We start from the raw sequence: 12966 nt of genomic DNA, 5'->3' as shown, positions 1-12966 counted from the left end.
GGGACAGCTTTGCGGTTGTCCCTCTTGCTCATCAATCGTCACAGCCCTGGGCGAAATAGCCCGTCAGCGACCGACAGATAGACTCTGCCAGATCCTCCTGAGTTGCGATGCCGTATGGTTGCTTGCGATCAAACTGCCCGGACCAGCGAATCCGTCCCTGGGCCACGTCGATCAGGCGTACCGACGCCCGCACACGCGCCGGCTCGACCCGCACGCTACCCTCCAGCAAATAACTGCCCCGCCCCGCACGTGCCGGAACCGCTGCCTTGAGGCTGCTTCGAGGCATATTCATCAATACATGGTTGGCATGGGTCTGGGTTTGTTCGAACGACTGGAACAGCCTGCAGCTCAATTCTTCGCACAAGCCCTGGGTAAAGTCGCTGCCGTCGTGGGTGATGCAGGTGAACGGCTGAAGCTGCAGAACCGGATGGTGGGCGCCGGCCACCTTGGGCGAACGTCGCTCGTAGACCAGCCGATAAGAACCGGCCGGCACGCTCAGGCGCACCGGGTCGTGCTGGCCAAGCGTGGTGTAATAACTGACGAGCTTGCGCCGCAATCGGCCGACCTGCACCCGCACCACTGGGTCGTCACCGGTGCAGTAGACCGCCGGATCACGGCGAAACACCGCGATGCCAATGGCGTGCTCAGTGAGGGGAATGTTCGAGAACTGAAGGTCGTGTTCGACCAAAAAGCCCAACAGGCTGCCCATCCGCCGGGATTTGGCGAACAATGGACTGGCCAGAAGCTGCGCCAGCACTCGCTCCACTTCTTCTCGAACGAAAGGTTCGGGAACCGCGTGCGCACTTAAACCGGCAATACGTTTGATCACCATCAGCCTGCCTCCTTGCAGAGCATCGCGTTCAACTCGGGCGTTTCACCGGCGTAGCTTAGCAGCTGACGGCGATACGGTACCGGCACCTTGATATATAGCTGCCAGGATACAAAAGGACGGTTTGCGGGGAATGCCCTCCCGTCAGCGGGACACAGGGGATGACGGTTGAACTCAAATACTGCGTCTGCCAGAGAGCCAATGTGGGAGTGAGCCTGCTCGCGAAAGCGGTCTGACAGACAGCCCGGTGCCTGAATGTGCCTGAGTCATCGCGAGCAAGCTCGCTCCCACAGGGATTGAGGTGGATCTCACATACTGCTTTCGTCAGATTACCGCTGCGGTGCGACCATCCGAAACCGGATGTTGATGTCTTTGGAGACAACCCCGTCCGCCCACTCGCCCTCGCCGACCTTGAAGTCGTCACGGTTGAGCGCGAACTCGCCGACGAACACACCGATGCCACTCTCCGGTTTCAACTGGACTTGAACCTCGACCTTGCGGGTAATGGTTTTGAGCGTGAGGTCGCCGATGAACAGATAACGGTCGCCGCCGAGGGCTTTGACGCTGGTCGATTTGAAGGTGCCCAGCGGGTAGTGCTCCGTGTCGAACCAGGCCGTTTTTTTCAGTTCGGTGTTGGCGTCGCTGCTGCCGGCGTCGATGCTCGCAAGCTGGATGTTGAGCACGGCGTGGGCGGTTGCGGGATTTTGCGTATCAAAATCGAGGGTGCCTTCGAACTGGCCGAACGTCCCGTAGACCCGCGAGCCAAACTGGCTGAAGGTGAAACTGATCTGGCTGGCGGCGGCGTTGACCTGGTTGTATTCGACGGCTTGGGCACAGGGCAAGCTGCCGAGTGCGACGACCGCCAACAGCGCGATGAAATGAGGAAATCGAACACGCATGGAGTGCTCCGCTCGGATGGCCTTGAGGAACGCCCGTGCATAAGTCATAGCATTCCTGCCGAGAAAGTCTAGCCATCGACCCTGTCGGTCTCTCCATTGAGTGCGAGTTGAAACTGGACGCATACCTCAAACCCCTGCTCCCGGCCCATCGCTGGTGAGGCCAGGGTCATGCTGGCGCCGACGCCCTGGACAATGGTTTTGGCAATGGCCAACCCCAAGCCTGAACCGCTCGTTTCACTATTGCCCCGCACAAAGCGCTCGGTCAGGCGCCGCAATACTGGCTCTGGCACCGCCGGACCGCCGTTGAGCACTCGCAGCAATGCCTGATCGCTGAGGCTGACCTCGACCGGTTGATCGGCTGCGCCGTACTTCAGCGCATTCTCGATCAGATTACGCAACAGGATGCCGAAAGCGTCCGGATCAATAGCCGAGTAAACACTGGCCCCGCCGGGCAACTGCAACGCGATGCGCTGCCCGCTGCTGTGGTTCCACTCATCAACCCCATGGGCCAGCAACGGAATGAGGTCTTGGGGCGCTTCGGACAACAGCCCGCCGCCCTCGGCCTTGGCCAATTGCATGAGTTTTTCCGAGAGCCGCGCCAACTCCCGTAACGAGTTTTCGATCTTCGCCGCACGCACGCGCAACGGGCCTTCCGGCGCTTCGTGGCGCAGGCGCTGGATCTGCGCCAATGTCGCAGCCAAAGGCGTACGCAGTTCATGGGCGCTGTTGGCAGTGAAGCTGCGTTCGGCCTCCAAAGCCTTACGCAAACGCTCCAGCAAATGGTTGACCGCATCGGCCAACGGGTCGATTTCCGCCGGCAGCCGTGCCACTTTGATCGGCGACAGATCACCCACGCCACGCGCTTCCACGGCACGACGATAGGCCAACACGCTGCGCAGGCTGATGCGTACAAACAGCCAGGTGCCCAACAGGCTGATGGGAATCAGCGCCAACAATGGCAACAACAAGGCAAACAAGGCTTCCCGCGCGGCTTCACGGCGATGATCCAGAGGTTCGGCGATTTCGATGAATAGCGTCCCACGCAGCGCACTCGCGCCATACAGACGGTATTTTTCAGTGGTGGAAAACCCTTCACCCGGTTGTTTATTGAAGATCTTCGGGTTGGCGTCGTGGGACTGCATCAGAATCTTGCCCTGTGCATCGCGCACAAGGTACGTCAGGTATTCCTGACGCACCTTCAGGGTGGCGATGTGTTGTGCTTCTCGGGGTTCTTCACGATTGCTGATTTCCAGCACGGCCAGGGGCAGGATGCGTTGCGCGGTTTCTTCCAGGGCGCTGTCGAACGCCTCGTTCAACTCATGTTGCACCACCAGCCAGGCACCGACGGTTGCCCCCAGCCAGAGCAAGGTCATACCCAGCGTCAAACCGAGGCCGAGACGTTTTTGCAGGCTTGACGACGACTTCATACGGACATCAACCGGTAACCCATGCCGCGCACGGTTTCAATCAGGTCGCGCCCGAGTTTTTTACGCAGGCGACTGATATAGACCTCGATGGTGTTGCTCTCGATTTCGGCGCCAAAGGCATACAAGCGTTCTTCGAGCTGCGACTTCGACAACAACGCGCTGGGGCGCTGGACAAAGGCTTCGAACAGCGCCCATTCCCGAGCCGTCAGATCCACGGTCGCGCCGCCGCGCTGCACCGTGCGGGCGCTCATATCGACCTGCAAATCACCGAGCTTGATCTGTGGATTGGGATTACCGCTGTAACGTCGGGCCACGGCGGCTACACGGGCCGAAAGCTCGAACAGGTCGAACGGTTTGATCAGGTAGTCGTCGGCCCCGGCATTGAGGCCGGCGATACGATCGGATATCTGGTCCTGGGCGGTCAGGATAATCACCGGGGTCACGTCCCCGGCTGAGCGCTGCTGACGCAAAAAGTCCAGGCCGCGACCGTCCGGCAGCATCAGGTCCAGCAGGATCAGGTCGTAAGGCGTGGTACGCACGCTGTTGCGCGCATGATCCAGGCGCTGCACCCAGTCGACGGCGTGGCCGTCATCGGCGATCTGCTCGCGCACCGCCTCCCCCAGCCCAGGTGCATCCTCGACCAATAAAACCCGCATCTGGCACCTCCTGTGATGGTTGTCGTGCAGCACCTTAACCGCCTTACCTGACGTGAATCTGAAGATTCAGCTGGTTGTCAGGAATGCACCTTAGGGTATGCCTCAGATGCCGATCCGGCAGGAGACAGATCATGAAATCAGCATTTATTGCCAGTTCTGCCCTGTTGAGTGTGCTGCTCAGCGGCTACGCCTTGGCCGATGACGACTGCAAAGACCCGGTCAACGACTGGCAACCGCGTGAAACCTTGCGTCAGCAAGTAGAACAGCAATACGGCTGGAGCGTGCAGCGCATCAAGGTCGATAACGGTTGCTACAAGCTCAAGGGCGCTGACCGCAAGGGCAACGCCATCGAAGCTCGTTACGCACCGACGTCCCTGCGCCTGCGCACGTTGCAAGTCGATTTCGGCGACGACGGTGATGCCAGCGACTACCTCGCCAGCCCGGACTCAGAATGATTTTTCCAGGCTTTCAGGTTGCTGTCAGCCAGCAGGTCCAGGCTCTCGCCACAACGTTCAAACAGGACATCCTCATGAAAAAAATCATCGCTGCAACCTGCCTCGCCGGTGCCGTTGCCCTGCCGGGGCTGGCCCAGGCCCGTGAAGTGACCCTGACCACCCAGCTCAAGGACTACGGCGGTAACGATGCGTACCTGGCGATTTACGTCACCGACGCCAATGGCCAATACCAGAAGACCCTTTGGGTGGCTGGCAAGAAGGCCAAGTACTACCGGCACTTGACCGACTGGGCCCGTGGCAGCGGCATGAATCCGAGCGAGTTTGACGGGGTCAGCGGCGCCAGTGTCGGCAGCGGACGCACGCTCAAAGTCAGCGTTGAACTGGCAGACACCTTGATCGACGCCGGGTATCAGATCCATATCGACAGCGCCGTGGAAAACAAGCGTGAAGCCCGCGCCGATGTCAGCGTGCCACTGACCTCCAAGGGTTCGGGCAAACCGGCGACCGGCAGCACTTACGTCGACTCGTTCACTTACGACCTGTAGCACCCGCGATTTCTGGAGGCTGAACATGCTTCGCCAGTTCCATTCACTGCCCGGCCTGATCGCCGCCCTGTTGGTCATGATATTGGCCATCAGTGGCGCGGTATTGTCCGTTGACCCAGCGCTGGAACGCCTGCACAGCACGTCCACCGCTGCCGGGCAGCTCAACGTCGGCCAGTTGGCCGGACGTGTCGCCAGTCACTTTCCGGGCGTGGAGCAAATCCAGCGCACAGCGTCCGGGACGGTCATCGTCTACTACAACCAGAACGGTCAGTCCGGTACCGAAAAGGTCGACCCGGCGACCGGCCAGGGCCTCGCGCCCTACGAGCCGTCCGCCTTCACACGCTGGATGAAAGACCTGCACCGCTCGCTGTTCATGGGCACTCCGGGCCACGGGGTGTCGGGCGCTGGCGCGCTGTTCATGTTGATACTGTCGGTGTCCGGCGCATTGCTGCTGGCCCGGCGCCTGGGCGGCTGGCGCAATCTGCTGCGGCCACTGCGCGGCACGTTCAGCCAGCGCTGGCACGCCGAAGTCGGGCGCCTGGCCGTGCTTGGGCTGCTGCTGTCAGCCTTGAGCGGGCTCTACATGTCCGCCACCACCTTCGGCTTGATCGCCGATGGCAGTCAGAGTGAACCGGCCTTCCCCACCCACATCAGCGCTGGCCCGGCGTTGCCGGTGGCGAACCTGCAAGCCTTGCAGGCCACCGACCTGAATGACCTGCGCGAACTGGTCTACCCAAGCCCCGGCAACCCGCAAGACGTGTTCGCCCTGCGCACGGCTCAGGGCGACGGCTACGTGGACCCGGCCAGCGGCACCTTGTTGTCCTGGCAAGCTCACGACTCGATGCACAACGTTTACGAACTGATTTACCAGTTGCACACCGGTGAAGGCCTCTGGTGGCTGGGCCTGCCGCTTGGCCTTTGCGCCCTCTGCGTGCCGTTGATGAGCGTGACCGGCATCCTGCTCTGGTGGCGCCGCCGCAAGGCCGGCCCGACCATCCGCCACAACAGTCCCGCCCACTCCGCCGACAGCGTGATTCTGGTGGGCAGTGAAAACAACAGCACCTGGGGTTTTGCCAAAACCTTGCATGATGCCTTGCACCAGGCTGGGCACCGGGTGCACAGCGCGGCGATGAATGAATGGAAAGGCAATTACCGCCATGCCCAGCGGCTGTTCATCCTTACCGCGACCCACGGTGATGGTGATGCCCCGGCTTCGGCCTCGCAGTTCCTGACACGGCTGAACCAGGTCGGCGTCAAACCCGGCCTGCCCTTCGCGGTACTGGGTTTGGGAGATCGACAGTTTCAGCAGTTCTGTCAGTACGCCCATCAAGTGCAGGACGCGATGGTGCAGGCCGGTGGCTCGCCATTGCTGGGGCTGGAAACCGTCAACCGCCAGTCCTCCCAGGAATTTTCGCGCTGGGGCCACGCGTTGGCCGAAGCACTGGGGCATGACTTGACCCTGGTCCACACACCGGAGCAACCGTGCACCCATCAATTGGAGTTGACCGAATGCATCGTCTACGGCGAAGAAGTGAATGCTCCGACCCACGTCCTGCGCTTCAAGGCACCGGGCGAGCTGCCGAGCTTTCAGGCCGGTGACCTGGTCGGGATTTTTCCTCCGGATAACCCGGTCCCGCGTTTTTACTCGCTGGCCAGCCGCTCAGAAGACGGCGTGCTGGAAATCTGCGTACGCAAACACGAAGGCGGCCTGTGTTCGGAGTACCTGCATGGCCTAGAGATCGGCGCGTCGATTGAAGCGTTCATCCAGCCCAACCCGCAATTCCGTCCAGCGTCGGGTGCGCACCCGGTGATCCTGATCGGCGCTGGCACCGGCATTGGTCCCCTGGCCGGTTTTATCCGCAACAACAAGGCCCGACACCCGATGCACTTGTATTGGGGCGGACGCAACCCGGCCTCGGACTTTCTCTACGAACCGGAGCTCAACCGTTATCTGGCAGACCGACGCCTAACTGAATTGCGCGCCGCTTTTTCCCAGGTTCAAGACCGCAGTTACGTGCAAGACCGGCTGATCAGCGATGCCCTGGCTTTGCGCCGGTTGATTGAAAAAGGCGCTCAGGTGTTGGTGTGTGGCAGTCGCGAAATGGCAAAAGGCGTGATGCTGGCCCTGGATGAAGTGTTGGCACCGCTCAACCTGAGTGTGCTGACCCTCAAGGCACAAGGACGCTACCGTGAAGATGTCTACTGAGGTGCAACGCTACAGCCTGAACGGCGAGACCATGGGCACGCGCTACACCGCCCTGTTCTATGCGGCGGCCGGAATCGATACCGACGAGATCGGCCAGGCCCTGGCACGCGCCGTGGGCCGGGTGGACCAGCAAATGTCCACCTGGAGACCCGATTCCGACCTCAACCGCCTCAACGCCGCCCCCGAGCAGGAATGGCTGTCGGTACCCAAGGAGCTGACCACGGTGCTGTCTGCCGCGCTGCGGGTCAGTCAGCAATCCGCCGGCGCCTTCGACATCGCTGTCGGTGATCTGGTGGACGCCTGGGGCTTCGGTCCCGGCGAACAATCCATCACAGAGCAAACCCTCGGGACGGCGCCGCCGCGAGCGCGACTGTCCGCCAGCGCCGCCCTGGTGGTTGACCCGCAACGCAATCAAGTGCGTAAACGTGCGCCGCTGAACCTCGATTTGAATGGCATCGCCAAGGGTTTCGGTGTCGATGAACTGGCCCGTTGCCTGGAAGGTTTTGGTATCACTCGTTATCTGGTCGGCATCGACGGCGAGATGCGCGCCAGAGGCGTCAAGGCTGGTGCTCAACCCTGGGTCGTGGCCATTGAAAAACCCCACCGTGGCGTACGTGAAGTGATGGGGGTAATGGAGCTTGGCGACGCCGCCATCGCCACATCCGGGGACTACCGACATTGGGTGGATGTAAGTGGGCAGTCCTACGCCCACACCATGAACCCTGTAACGGGTGCGCCGCTGTGCAACCCGCTCGCGGCTGTCACCGTGGTGGCGGCTTCGTGCATGCTCGCCGACGCCTGGGCCACGGCGCTGATGGTGCTGGGTGAAATCGAAGGCCCACGCTTGGCGCAGGAACGCGGGATGGACGCGTTGTTCGTGCTGCGCGACGGTGAACAGTTCAAGGAAATATCCATTGTCGGCGGCCAGTTGCAGGCGCAAATTGAAACCCGTCCGATATGAACCGCCCCATGACAGTGAGTCCCGCTAAACAATGAAATTCATGCACAGGCACACCGAGTCTCATCGCAGCGATCGTATCGGCTGGCTGCGCGCCGCCGTCCTGGGGGCCAACGACGGGATCGTCTCCACTGCCAGCCTGTTGATCGGCGTCGCCGCGGCCAACGCCACTCACTCAACGTTGCTGGTGACCGGTATGGCCGGGCTGGTGGCGGGCGCCATGTCCATGGCGGCGGGTGAATACGTCTCCGTGCACTCTCAGGCGGATACCGAACGGGCAGACCTGTCCCGGGAACGGGCCGAACTGGCCAGCAACCCGAAAGCGGAACACATTGAGCTGGCCAATATTTACATGCATCGCGGCGTATCAGCCGAACTGGCGCATCAGGTGGCCGACCAATTGATGGCCCATGACGCCCTGGGTTCTCACGCCCGGGACGAACTGGGCATCAGCGCAGTACTCACGGCCAAACCGCTGCAGGCCGCCCTCGCCTCGGCCGCCAGTTTCGTGGTCGGCGCCGCCTTGCCGCTGGCGGTGATTTTCATCGCCCCGGCGCACAGCGTTGTGCCGTGGATTTGCGCTATGTCATTGGTCTTTCTCGCCAGCCTGGGGGCCGTCGCGGCCAGGGCCGGGGGGGCCAACATCTTGACCGGCGCCTGGCGCGTGACGCTGTGGGGCGTGCTGGCCATGGGCATCACGGCGCTGGTGGGATCGCTGTTCGGGGCGGTGGTTTAGATCGCGGCCATGCTCCAAAAACACAAAGGGCGAAGGTCTTTTCCGCAAAGACACCGCAATCAGCAGCAACGGTGTGATGACGAAACCGATGACCGTGGCGCGAACGACTTTGGCCCGCTCCGCCGCACGGGTAACGCGAGGGGCTCAATTACGTGCACTTTCAGGTCACACAACGTCTCCTCAGACGCGTCACAGGTGCCGCAACAGCCATTATTTTTTTTCCCCCAGTGTCGCAATGTAATGAGCAACAGATTCAGCGTCGGCATCAGACAGTGAATGAGTGACCTGCTTCATGATCGCGCCACGGGGGCGCTGCTCGGTCTCCTGGAAAACCTTGATCTGGCGAATCATGTAGTAGGCATGTTGACCCGCCAGGCGCGGAAACTGCCCATTGCCCTGGCCCTCCGCACCGTGGCAGGAACTGCACGGAACGACGCCCGATTCCGGCAACCCCGTGCGAAAAATCAGTTCACCGCGCGCATCAGGCGTATCGGCGTCAGCCTTCATGGGGCTCTGGCTTGAAAAATAATCTGCCAATTCGGCGATCTGGGTCTCGGTCAAATGGGTGAAGCCCCACATGTACTGAGTCCCGGCCTTGTCGCTGCGCTGATGGCCCTTGAAGTCAGTCAGTTGCAACTTCAGGTAGTCTTTTTGCTGACCGGCCAACTTGGGAAACATCGGTGAGATGGACTCCCCTGTCAGCCCATGGCACATGGAACAAACTTTATCCGCCATGGCGATACCCGCCATGGGCGATGTTTCTTCGTTCGTACTCGTACAGCCCATGAACGCGGTTACGCAGAGGGCAAGAATAAGATGTGACGGTTTGAAAGTACTCTTCATGTCCATTGCGTCCATGGTCTACGCCCCTGCGTTCAACTGATCAAAACGCGTACCACATATAAAGATAAGTGGTGTCGTTGTCGCTGGCATTACGGCCGTTGCCGTCATAGTTGTTGGATGCGCCCAGATAGCGGGTGAAATAGTTGTATTGCAGTCCGACCCTCAGGTTCTGCATCGGCAACCAGAAAACTTCGGGCGTCCACATCTGCGTATCGGGTGAAAAGTTGGCACTGTCCGCATACGCCGTTGCATCCGAGCTGCCATTGACATTGCTATAGGCCAGGCTCGCACCATACTTGGCAAGGTACACATAACTGCCTTTCACTTTGAATGATCGCAGGGACGCGGGGCCGTCGTAGAGTGTCTGGGTGTGGTCTCTGATCTCTTCTTTCACATAGCGTATCTGTGCAGTGAACGCATGTGGATCAAGAAGGTACTGGTACTGGGCATCAAAGCCTGTGTCCCGGTACTCGGTGCTGCCCTGGCCGTAGACCGGATTGTTGGAGTCATCCATGGGAAGGATTTTGGCATTCATTGCAAAGGCCCCCACCATCACGTTTTGGGCGCCCCACTCATAGGTATAAGCCAGCCGTGCGTAAGGGCTTGAGCCATCCATGTAAGTCAACGGATGGTAGGTGTCGCCCTTCTTGTTGCCCAGACTTAGAAACGACCACGTGTCTTTGGCTGTCTGGTAGGAGGTCAGCTCCAAATAGAGCGATTTGTTCAAATAAACATAGGCACCGATCCCCGCCACCTGTTGTGCCAATCCGCCTTCAATCAGTGTCGAGGCAGGGGCGCCGCCAAATGCGCCCAACGTTGAACTGACATAGGGGTAGCCCCAGGCAGGCGTGCTGTTCCAGACATCCTGAACCGTGGGGTTGTTGTTCAACGTGACACCCCAGATGACATCACGTGAGGTATCAACCTTGCGGTCGGCATAACGCAGATCAAAGTTGTCCGAACCCAGATGGCTTACCCAGTTTCCCGAGGCATCCTGGTGGTCATAAGAACTGTAAGTGAATTGGGCAAAGCCACCGATGACATCAGTGATCTTCCCGCCCAAAAACACGCTTGAGTAATCAATGAGCATTTGCTTGTCTTTGGGTGAAATCGAGCCGCCCGCACCGTCGCTGTTGTTACGCGTGCCGGTGTAGTCGCCGACGATCATGGCGGCCAGGGGATTGGTTTGTACGCCGTTCGTATACCCCGTCAACTTGAAAAGGCGCCCATAAGGGGTCAGTTCAGGAAACTGCCCACCCGCATGACAGGCAACACAGCTTTGCCCTGTTTGACGTGCGAAGGAAGGCAACGCCTGGGCCGACTGACAGAACACCAGAAACAACAACCCCAGCAGTATCCCCGTTCGCCCAAACGGCCAAAAATGAAATGACCCAGCCACCGCCTTCGCCCCACACTCTTCGTTGTCCTTTACGTACATTTCAATTCCCCTGAAAAGAGGCCGGCCAGTGGCACCCCCTGGCTGGAGCCTAGCTAGCGGTAGGCCATTTACAATGCGCAATTCAAAATAGGAGTTGGTCTGGCGGGGAACCTGATCCACATCAGAAAACAGATAGACAAGCGAACAAGGGGATAGGCGGTCGCGGGGGGCTGCCGCTCGACTTCAATACTGAGCGGCTTACCCAGGCGAATCAGCGAGCCAACCCGAGGTAGAGCCTGGCGAAAAACAAACAGCATCCCTCCGCAGCTTCGTATTATCTTTTCAGTCGAGTCAGGGCAATGGCTTGACGATCATCAAACCGCACGGCGCGCGGTTCAACACGCTCTCGGCGGTGGTGCCGATGAACCGGTCGATCCCATGTTGAGCGTGCGCGCCCAGCACCACCATGTCGAAGGCATGCTGTTGGGCGAAATGTCCGATCACCTTGTGGGGAATCCCGGTCAGTAAGTGTCGGCGCTTTTTCTCGATGCCATAGCGTTCGGCAAGCACATCAAAAGCCTCTTCCTGGGCATCGTTGACCGCGTCTCTCAAACTCGCATTCAGGCTCAGTGTCGGCACACTCATCGCCGCTTCGCCCACTACCGACCAGTTGCTAACGTTCAGCACGTGTAAGGCCGAGCCACATAAGGTCGCCAACGTCGAAGCCAGGTTGAGAATCCGGTCATTGAGCCCTTGGGTCAGTTCCTCCAGATGGGACAGATCGATGGCGGCGAGAATCTTCAACGGCTTTGGATTTTTGGTATCGGTGACCAGATGCAAGGTAGACGGACAGTCGCGCAGCAGCAGCCAGTCCAGCGGACGGTGGAAAGCACGGTCGAGGGCCGGTACATGGTGGGAGTCCTTGATTACCAGGTCGGGTCGCCAGTCATTCACATACGCCAGCACGTGCGCCGGGCTTGATTTGGCCCAGACCACCTCCGTAGTCACCTGCAACCCCGCGCACCGTTGAAATCGGGCTTGCTGCTCCAGCCAGTGCCAATGCACCTGCAAATAGCCCTCCCGTGCCTGGGCCATGGCGTCGTGGTCAAACAGGCCGGCCACCGCCAGCGCCTGGACATAATCGAAGGCCACAATGTGCAGCAACGCACCGGTTGCTTTGGCCAGGGCCAGCGCTCGATCAAACGCCGGAGTACGGGTCATTTCGGTGGGAGCAATCAATAGGATACGTTTGAGTTTGACCATCACATACCTCGTCCTGGGACCGCTTTACCTGCCCGGATGCAAGCCCGGCGTCCTGTCCGAGTTCCAGTATCTGGCGATATCCATTGAGGGCTCTGATCTTTGTCAACAAATGAGGGCTTTCGATCGCCGCACGAACGGCCGCAGGTTCACAGCGGCATTGTTGATATAACTCAATGCTTTTGCGTCGCTCAGGCGTAGATAAATACTGACTGGCTTGAGCCGTTCATCCGGGGAACCTGCGATCTCCCCGGAGGTTAAATGGGCTGCCTGTTCGCCCCCTTGGCGCGGACTGGCACTCGCCCCCTTTCACTGGAGGTTGGCCATGCTGGCAGTCACGCTGATCAATACGCTGGTGGTCATCATCGTCGTCGTGATCCATTACGAATGCCTGTCGCGCCTGAACGACTGGCTGCCCCGGCTCAGGCTTTGGAGTCGCTTCAGGATAGTCGTCGGCGTCTTCGGTGCCCTGCTGGCCCACGCGACAGAAGTCTGGTGCTTTGCGCTGGTCTATTACCTGATGGCGCGCTCCGGCGAATGGGGAACCCTGATTGGCAGCTTCGATGGCTCATTCATGGACTGCGTGTACTTTTCCTTCACCACGTACACAACCATCGGTTTCGGCGATATTTCACCCGTGGGCAAACTCAAATACCTGACCGGTTTGCAGGCCCTGACCGGTCTGGTACTGATCAGTTGGACGGCCTCCTTTCTGTTTCTTGAAATGCAGAAATACTGGAAGCACAAATAACCCCCTTTCCCCGTTCGTCTATT

General features: G+C 59.8%; 13 protein-coding genes. 6 read left to right on the top strand and 7 right to left on the bottom strand.

Annotation, left to right across the window (positions count from 1 at the left end):
* Positions 1–31: 31 nt before the first annotated feature.
* The 4 genes from AC1MEW_RS16435 to AC1MEW_RS16420 all read right to left on the bottom strand — a co-directional run bounded on the left by AC1MEW_RS16435 (position 32) and on the right by AC1MEW_RS16420 (position 3811).
* On the bottom strand, positions 32–832 hold the full coding sequence (locus AC1MEW_RS16435; RefSeq protein WP_201255569.1) for a hypothetical protein: 801 nt from the start codon (positions 830–832) through the stop codon (positions 32–34).
* Positions 833–1158: 326 nt separating this feature from the next.
* Positions 1159–1728, bottom strand: coding sequence for a YceI family protein (locus tag AC1MEW_RS16430; protein WP_322268877.1), 570 nt, complete (start codon positions 1726–1728; stop codon positions 1159–1161).
* Between the two features lie 68 nt (positions 1729–1796).
* Positions 1797–3155 carry a sensor histidine kinase gene (locus AC1MEW_RS16425; RefSeq protein ID WP_201255567.1) on the bottom strand — a complete coding sequence of 453 codons (1359 nt, stop codon included), beginning with the start codon at positions 3153–3155 and terminating at the stop codon, positions 1797–1799.
* Positions 3152–3811, bottom strand: a complete 660-nt coding sequence (locus tag AC1MEW_RS16420) for a response regulator transcription factor (RefSeq protein WP_480427052.1) — start codon at positions 3809–3811, stop codon at positions 3152–3154. The genes AC1MEW_RS16425 and AC1MEW_RS16420 overlap by 4 nt, the downstream gene beginning before the upstream one ends.
* 131 nt (positions 3812–3942) lie before the next feature.
* Here AC1MEW_RS16420 and AC1MEW_RS16415 point away from each other — a divergent pair, with 131 nt between their 5' ends.
* The 5 genes from AC1MEW_RS16415 (at position 3943) to AC1MEW_RS16395 (ending at position 8711) form a co-directional block, all read left to right on the top strand.
* A complete protein-coding gene (locus AC1MEW_RS16415; protein ID WP_480427050.1) occupies positions 3943–4266 on the top strand; it encodes a PepSY domain-containing protein in 324 nt (107 codons plus the stop codon).
* A gap of 74 nt (positions 4267–4340) precedes the next feature.
* Positions 4341–4811, top strand: a complete 471-nt coding sequence (locus AC1MEW_RS16410) for a DUF2271 domain-containing protein (RefSeq protein WP_201255564.1) — start codon at positions 4341–4343, stop codon at positions 4809–4811.
* Positions 4812–4836: 25 nt separating this feature from the next.
* Positions 4837–7017, top strand: a complete 2181-nt coding sequence (locus AC1MEW_RS16405; protein ID WP_480427047.1) for a PepSY domain-containing protein — start codon at positions 4837–4839, stop codon at positions 7015–7017.
* The gene (locus AC1MEW_RS16400) at positions 7007–7978 is read left to right on the top strand and encodes an FAD:protein FMN transferase (protein ID WP_480427266.1); all 972 of its coding nucleotides are present in this window, start codon (positions 7007–7009) and stop codon (positions 7976–7978) included. Before AC1MEW_RS16405 ends, AC1MEW_RS16400 begins: the two co-directional genes overlap by 11 nt.
* 31 nt (positions 7979–8009) lie before the next feature.
* Positions 8010–8711, top strand: coding sequence for a VIT1/CCC1 transporter family protein (locus tag AC1MEW_RS16395; protein ID WP_322268880.1), 702 nt, complete (start codon positions 8010–8012; stop codon positions 8709–8711).
* A 210-nt stretch (positions 8712–8921) separates the two neighbouring features.
* Here the strand turns inward: AC1MEW_RS16395 and AC1MEW_RS16390 are convergent, their stop codons facing one another.
* The 3 genes from AC1MEW_RS16390 to AC1MEW_RS16380 form a co-directional block, all read right to left on the bottom strand.
* The gene (locus AC1MEW_RS16390; protein ID WP_480427044.1) at positions 8922–9569 is read right to left on the bottom strand and encodes a c-type cytochrome; all 648 of its coding nucleotides are present in this window, start codon (positions 9567–9569) and stop codon (positions 8922–8924) included.
* Positions 9570–9594: 25 nt separating this feature from the next.
* Positions 9595–10992 (bottom strand): cytochrome C, encoded by a 1398-nt coding sequence (locus AC1MEW_RS16385; RefSeq protein WP_201255560.1) that lies wholly within the window; start codon positions 10990–10992, stop codon positions 9595–9597.
* A gap of 291 nt (positions 10993–11283) precedes the next feature.
* Positions 11284–12195 (bottom strand): universal stress protein, encoded by a 912-nt coding sequence (locus AC1MEW_RS16380; protein WP_201255559.1) that lies wholly within the window; start codon positions 12193–12195, stop codon positions 11284–11286.
* A 322-nt stretch (positions 12196–12517) separates the two neighbouring features.
* Here AC1MEW_RS16380 and AC1MEW_RS16375 point away from each other — a divergent pair, with 322 nt between their 5' ends.
* Entirely contained in the window at positions 12518–12943 is a 426-nt protein-coding gene (locus AC1MEW_RS16375) for a potassium channel family protein (protein WP_201255558.1), read from the top strand.
* The last annotated feature ends 23 nt before the right edge of the window (positions 12944–12966 follow it).

The sequence above is a fragment of the Pseudomonas sp. ASL4 genome (assembly GCF_056680395.1).
Note: the sequence above shows the minus strand (reverse complement) of the source record. Positions and strands in the feature narration are given on the sequence as shown.

Coding starts and splice junctions, on each gene's coding strand:
- AC1MEW_RS16410 (WP_201255564.1), top strand. CDS start 4,341: ATGAAAAAAATCATCGCTGCAACCTGCCTCGCCGGTGCCGTTGCCCTG.
- AC1MEW_RS16435 (WP_201255569.1), bottom strand. CDS start 832: ATGGTGATCAAACGTATTGCCGGTTTAAGTGCGCACGCGGTTCCCGAA.
- AC1MEW_RS16415 (WP_480427050.1), top strand. CDS start 3,943: ATGAAATCAGCATTTATTGCCAGTTCTGCCCTGTTGAGTGTGCTGCTC.
- AC1MEW_RS16390 (WP_480427044.1), bottom strand. CDS start 9,569: ATGGACGCAATGGACATGAAGAGTACTTTCAAACCGTCACATCTTATT.
- AC1MEW_RS16375 (WP_201255558.1), top strand. CDS start 12,518: ATGCTGGCAGTCACGCTGATCAATACGCTGGTGGTCATCATCGTCGTC.
- AC1MEW_RS16405 (WP_480427047.1), top strand. CDS start 4,837: ATGCTTCGCCAGTTCCATTCACTGCCCGGCCTGATCGCCGCCCTGTTG.
- AC1MEW_RS16430 (WP_322268877.1), bottom strand. CDS start 1,728: ATGCGTGTTCGATTTCCTCATTTCATCGCGCTGTTGGCGGTCGTCGCA.
- AC1MEW_RS16395 (WP_322268880.1), top strand. CDS start 8,010: ATGAAATTCATGCACAGGCACACCGAGTCTCATCGCAGCGATCGTATC.
- AC1MEW_RS16385 (WP_201255560.1), bottom strand. CDS start 10,992: ATGTACGTAAAGGACAACGAAGAGTGTGGGGCGAAGGCGGTGGCTGGG.
- AC1MEW_RS16425 (WP_201255567.1), bottom strand. CDS start 3,155: ATGAAGTCGTCGTCAAGCCTGCAAAAACGTCTCGGCCTCGGTTTGACG.
- AC1MEW_RS16380 (WP_201255559.1), bottom strand. CDS start 12,195: ATGGTCAAACTCAAACGTATCCTATTGATTGCTCCCACCGAAATGACC.
- AC1MEW_RS16420 (WP_480427052.1), bottom strand. CDS start 3,811: ATGCGGGTTTTATTGGTCGAGGATGCACCTGGGCTGGGGGAGGCGGTG.
- AC1MEW_RS16400 (WP_480427266.1), top strand. CDS start 7,007: ATGTCTACTGAGGTGCAACGCTACAGCCTGAACGGCGAGACCATGGGC.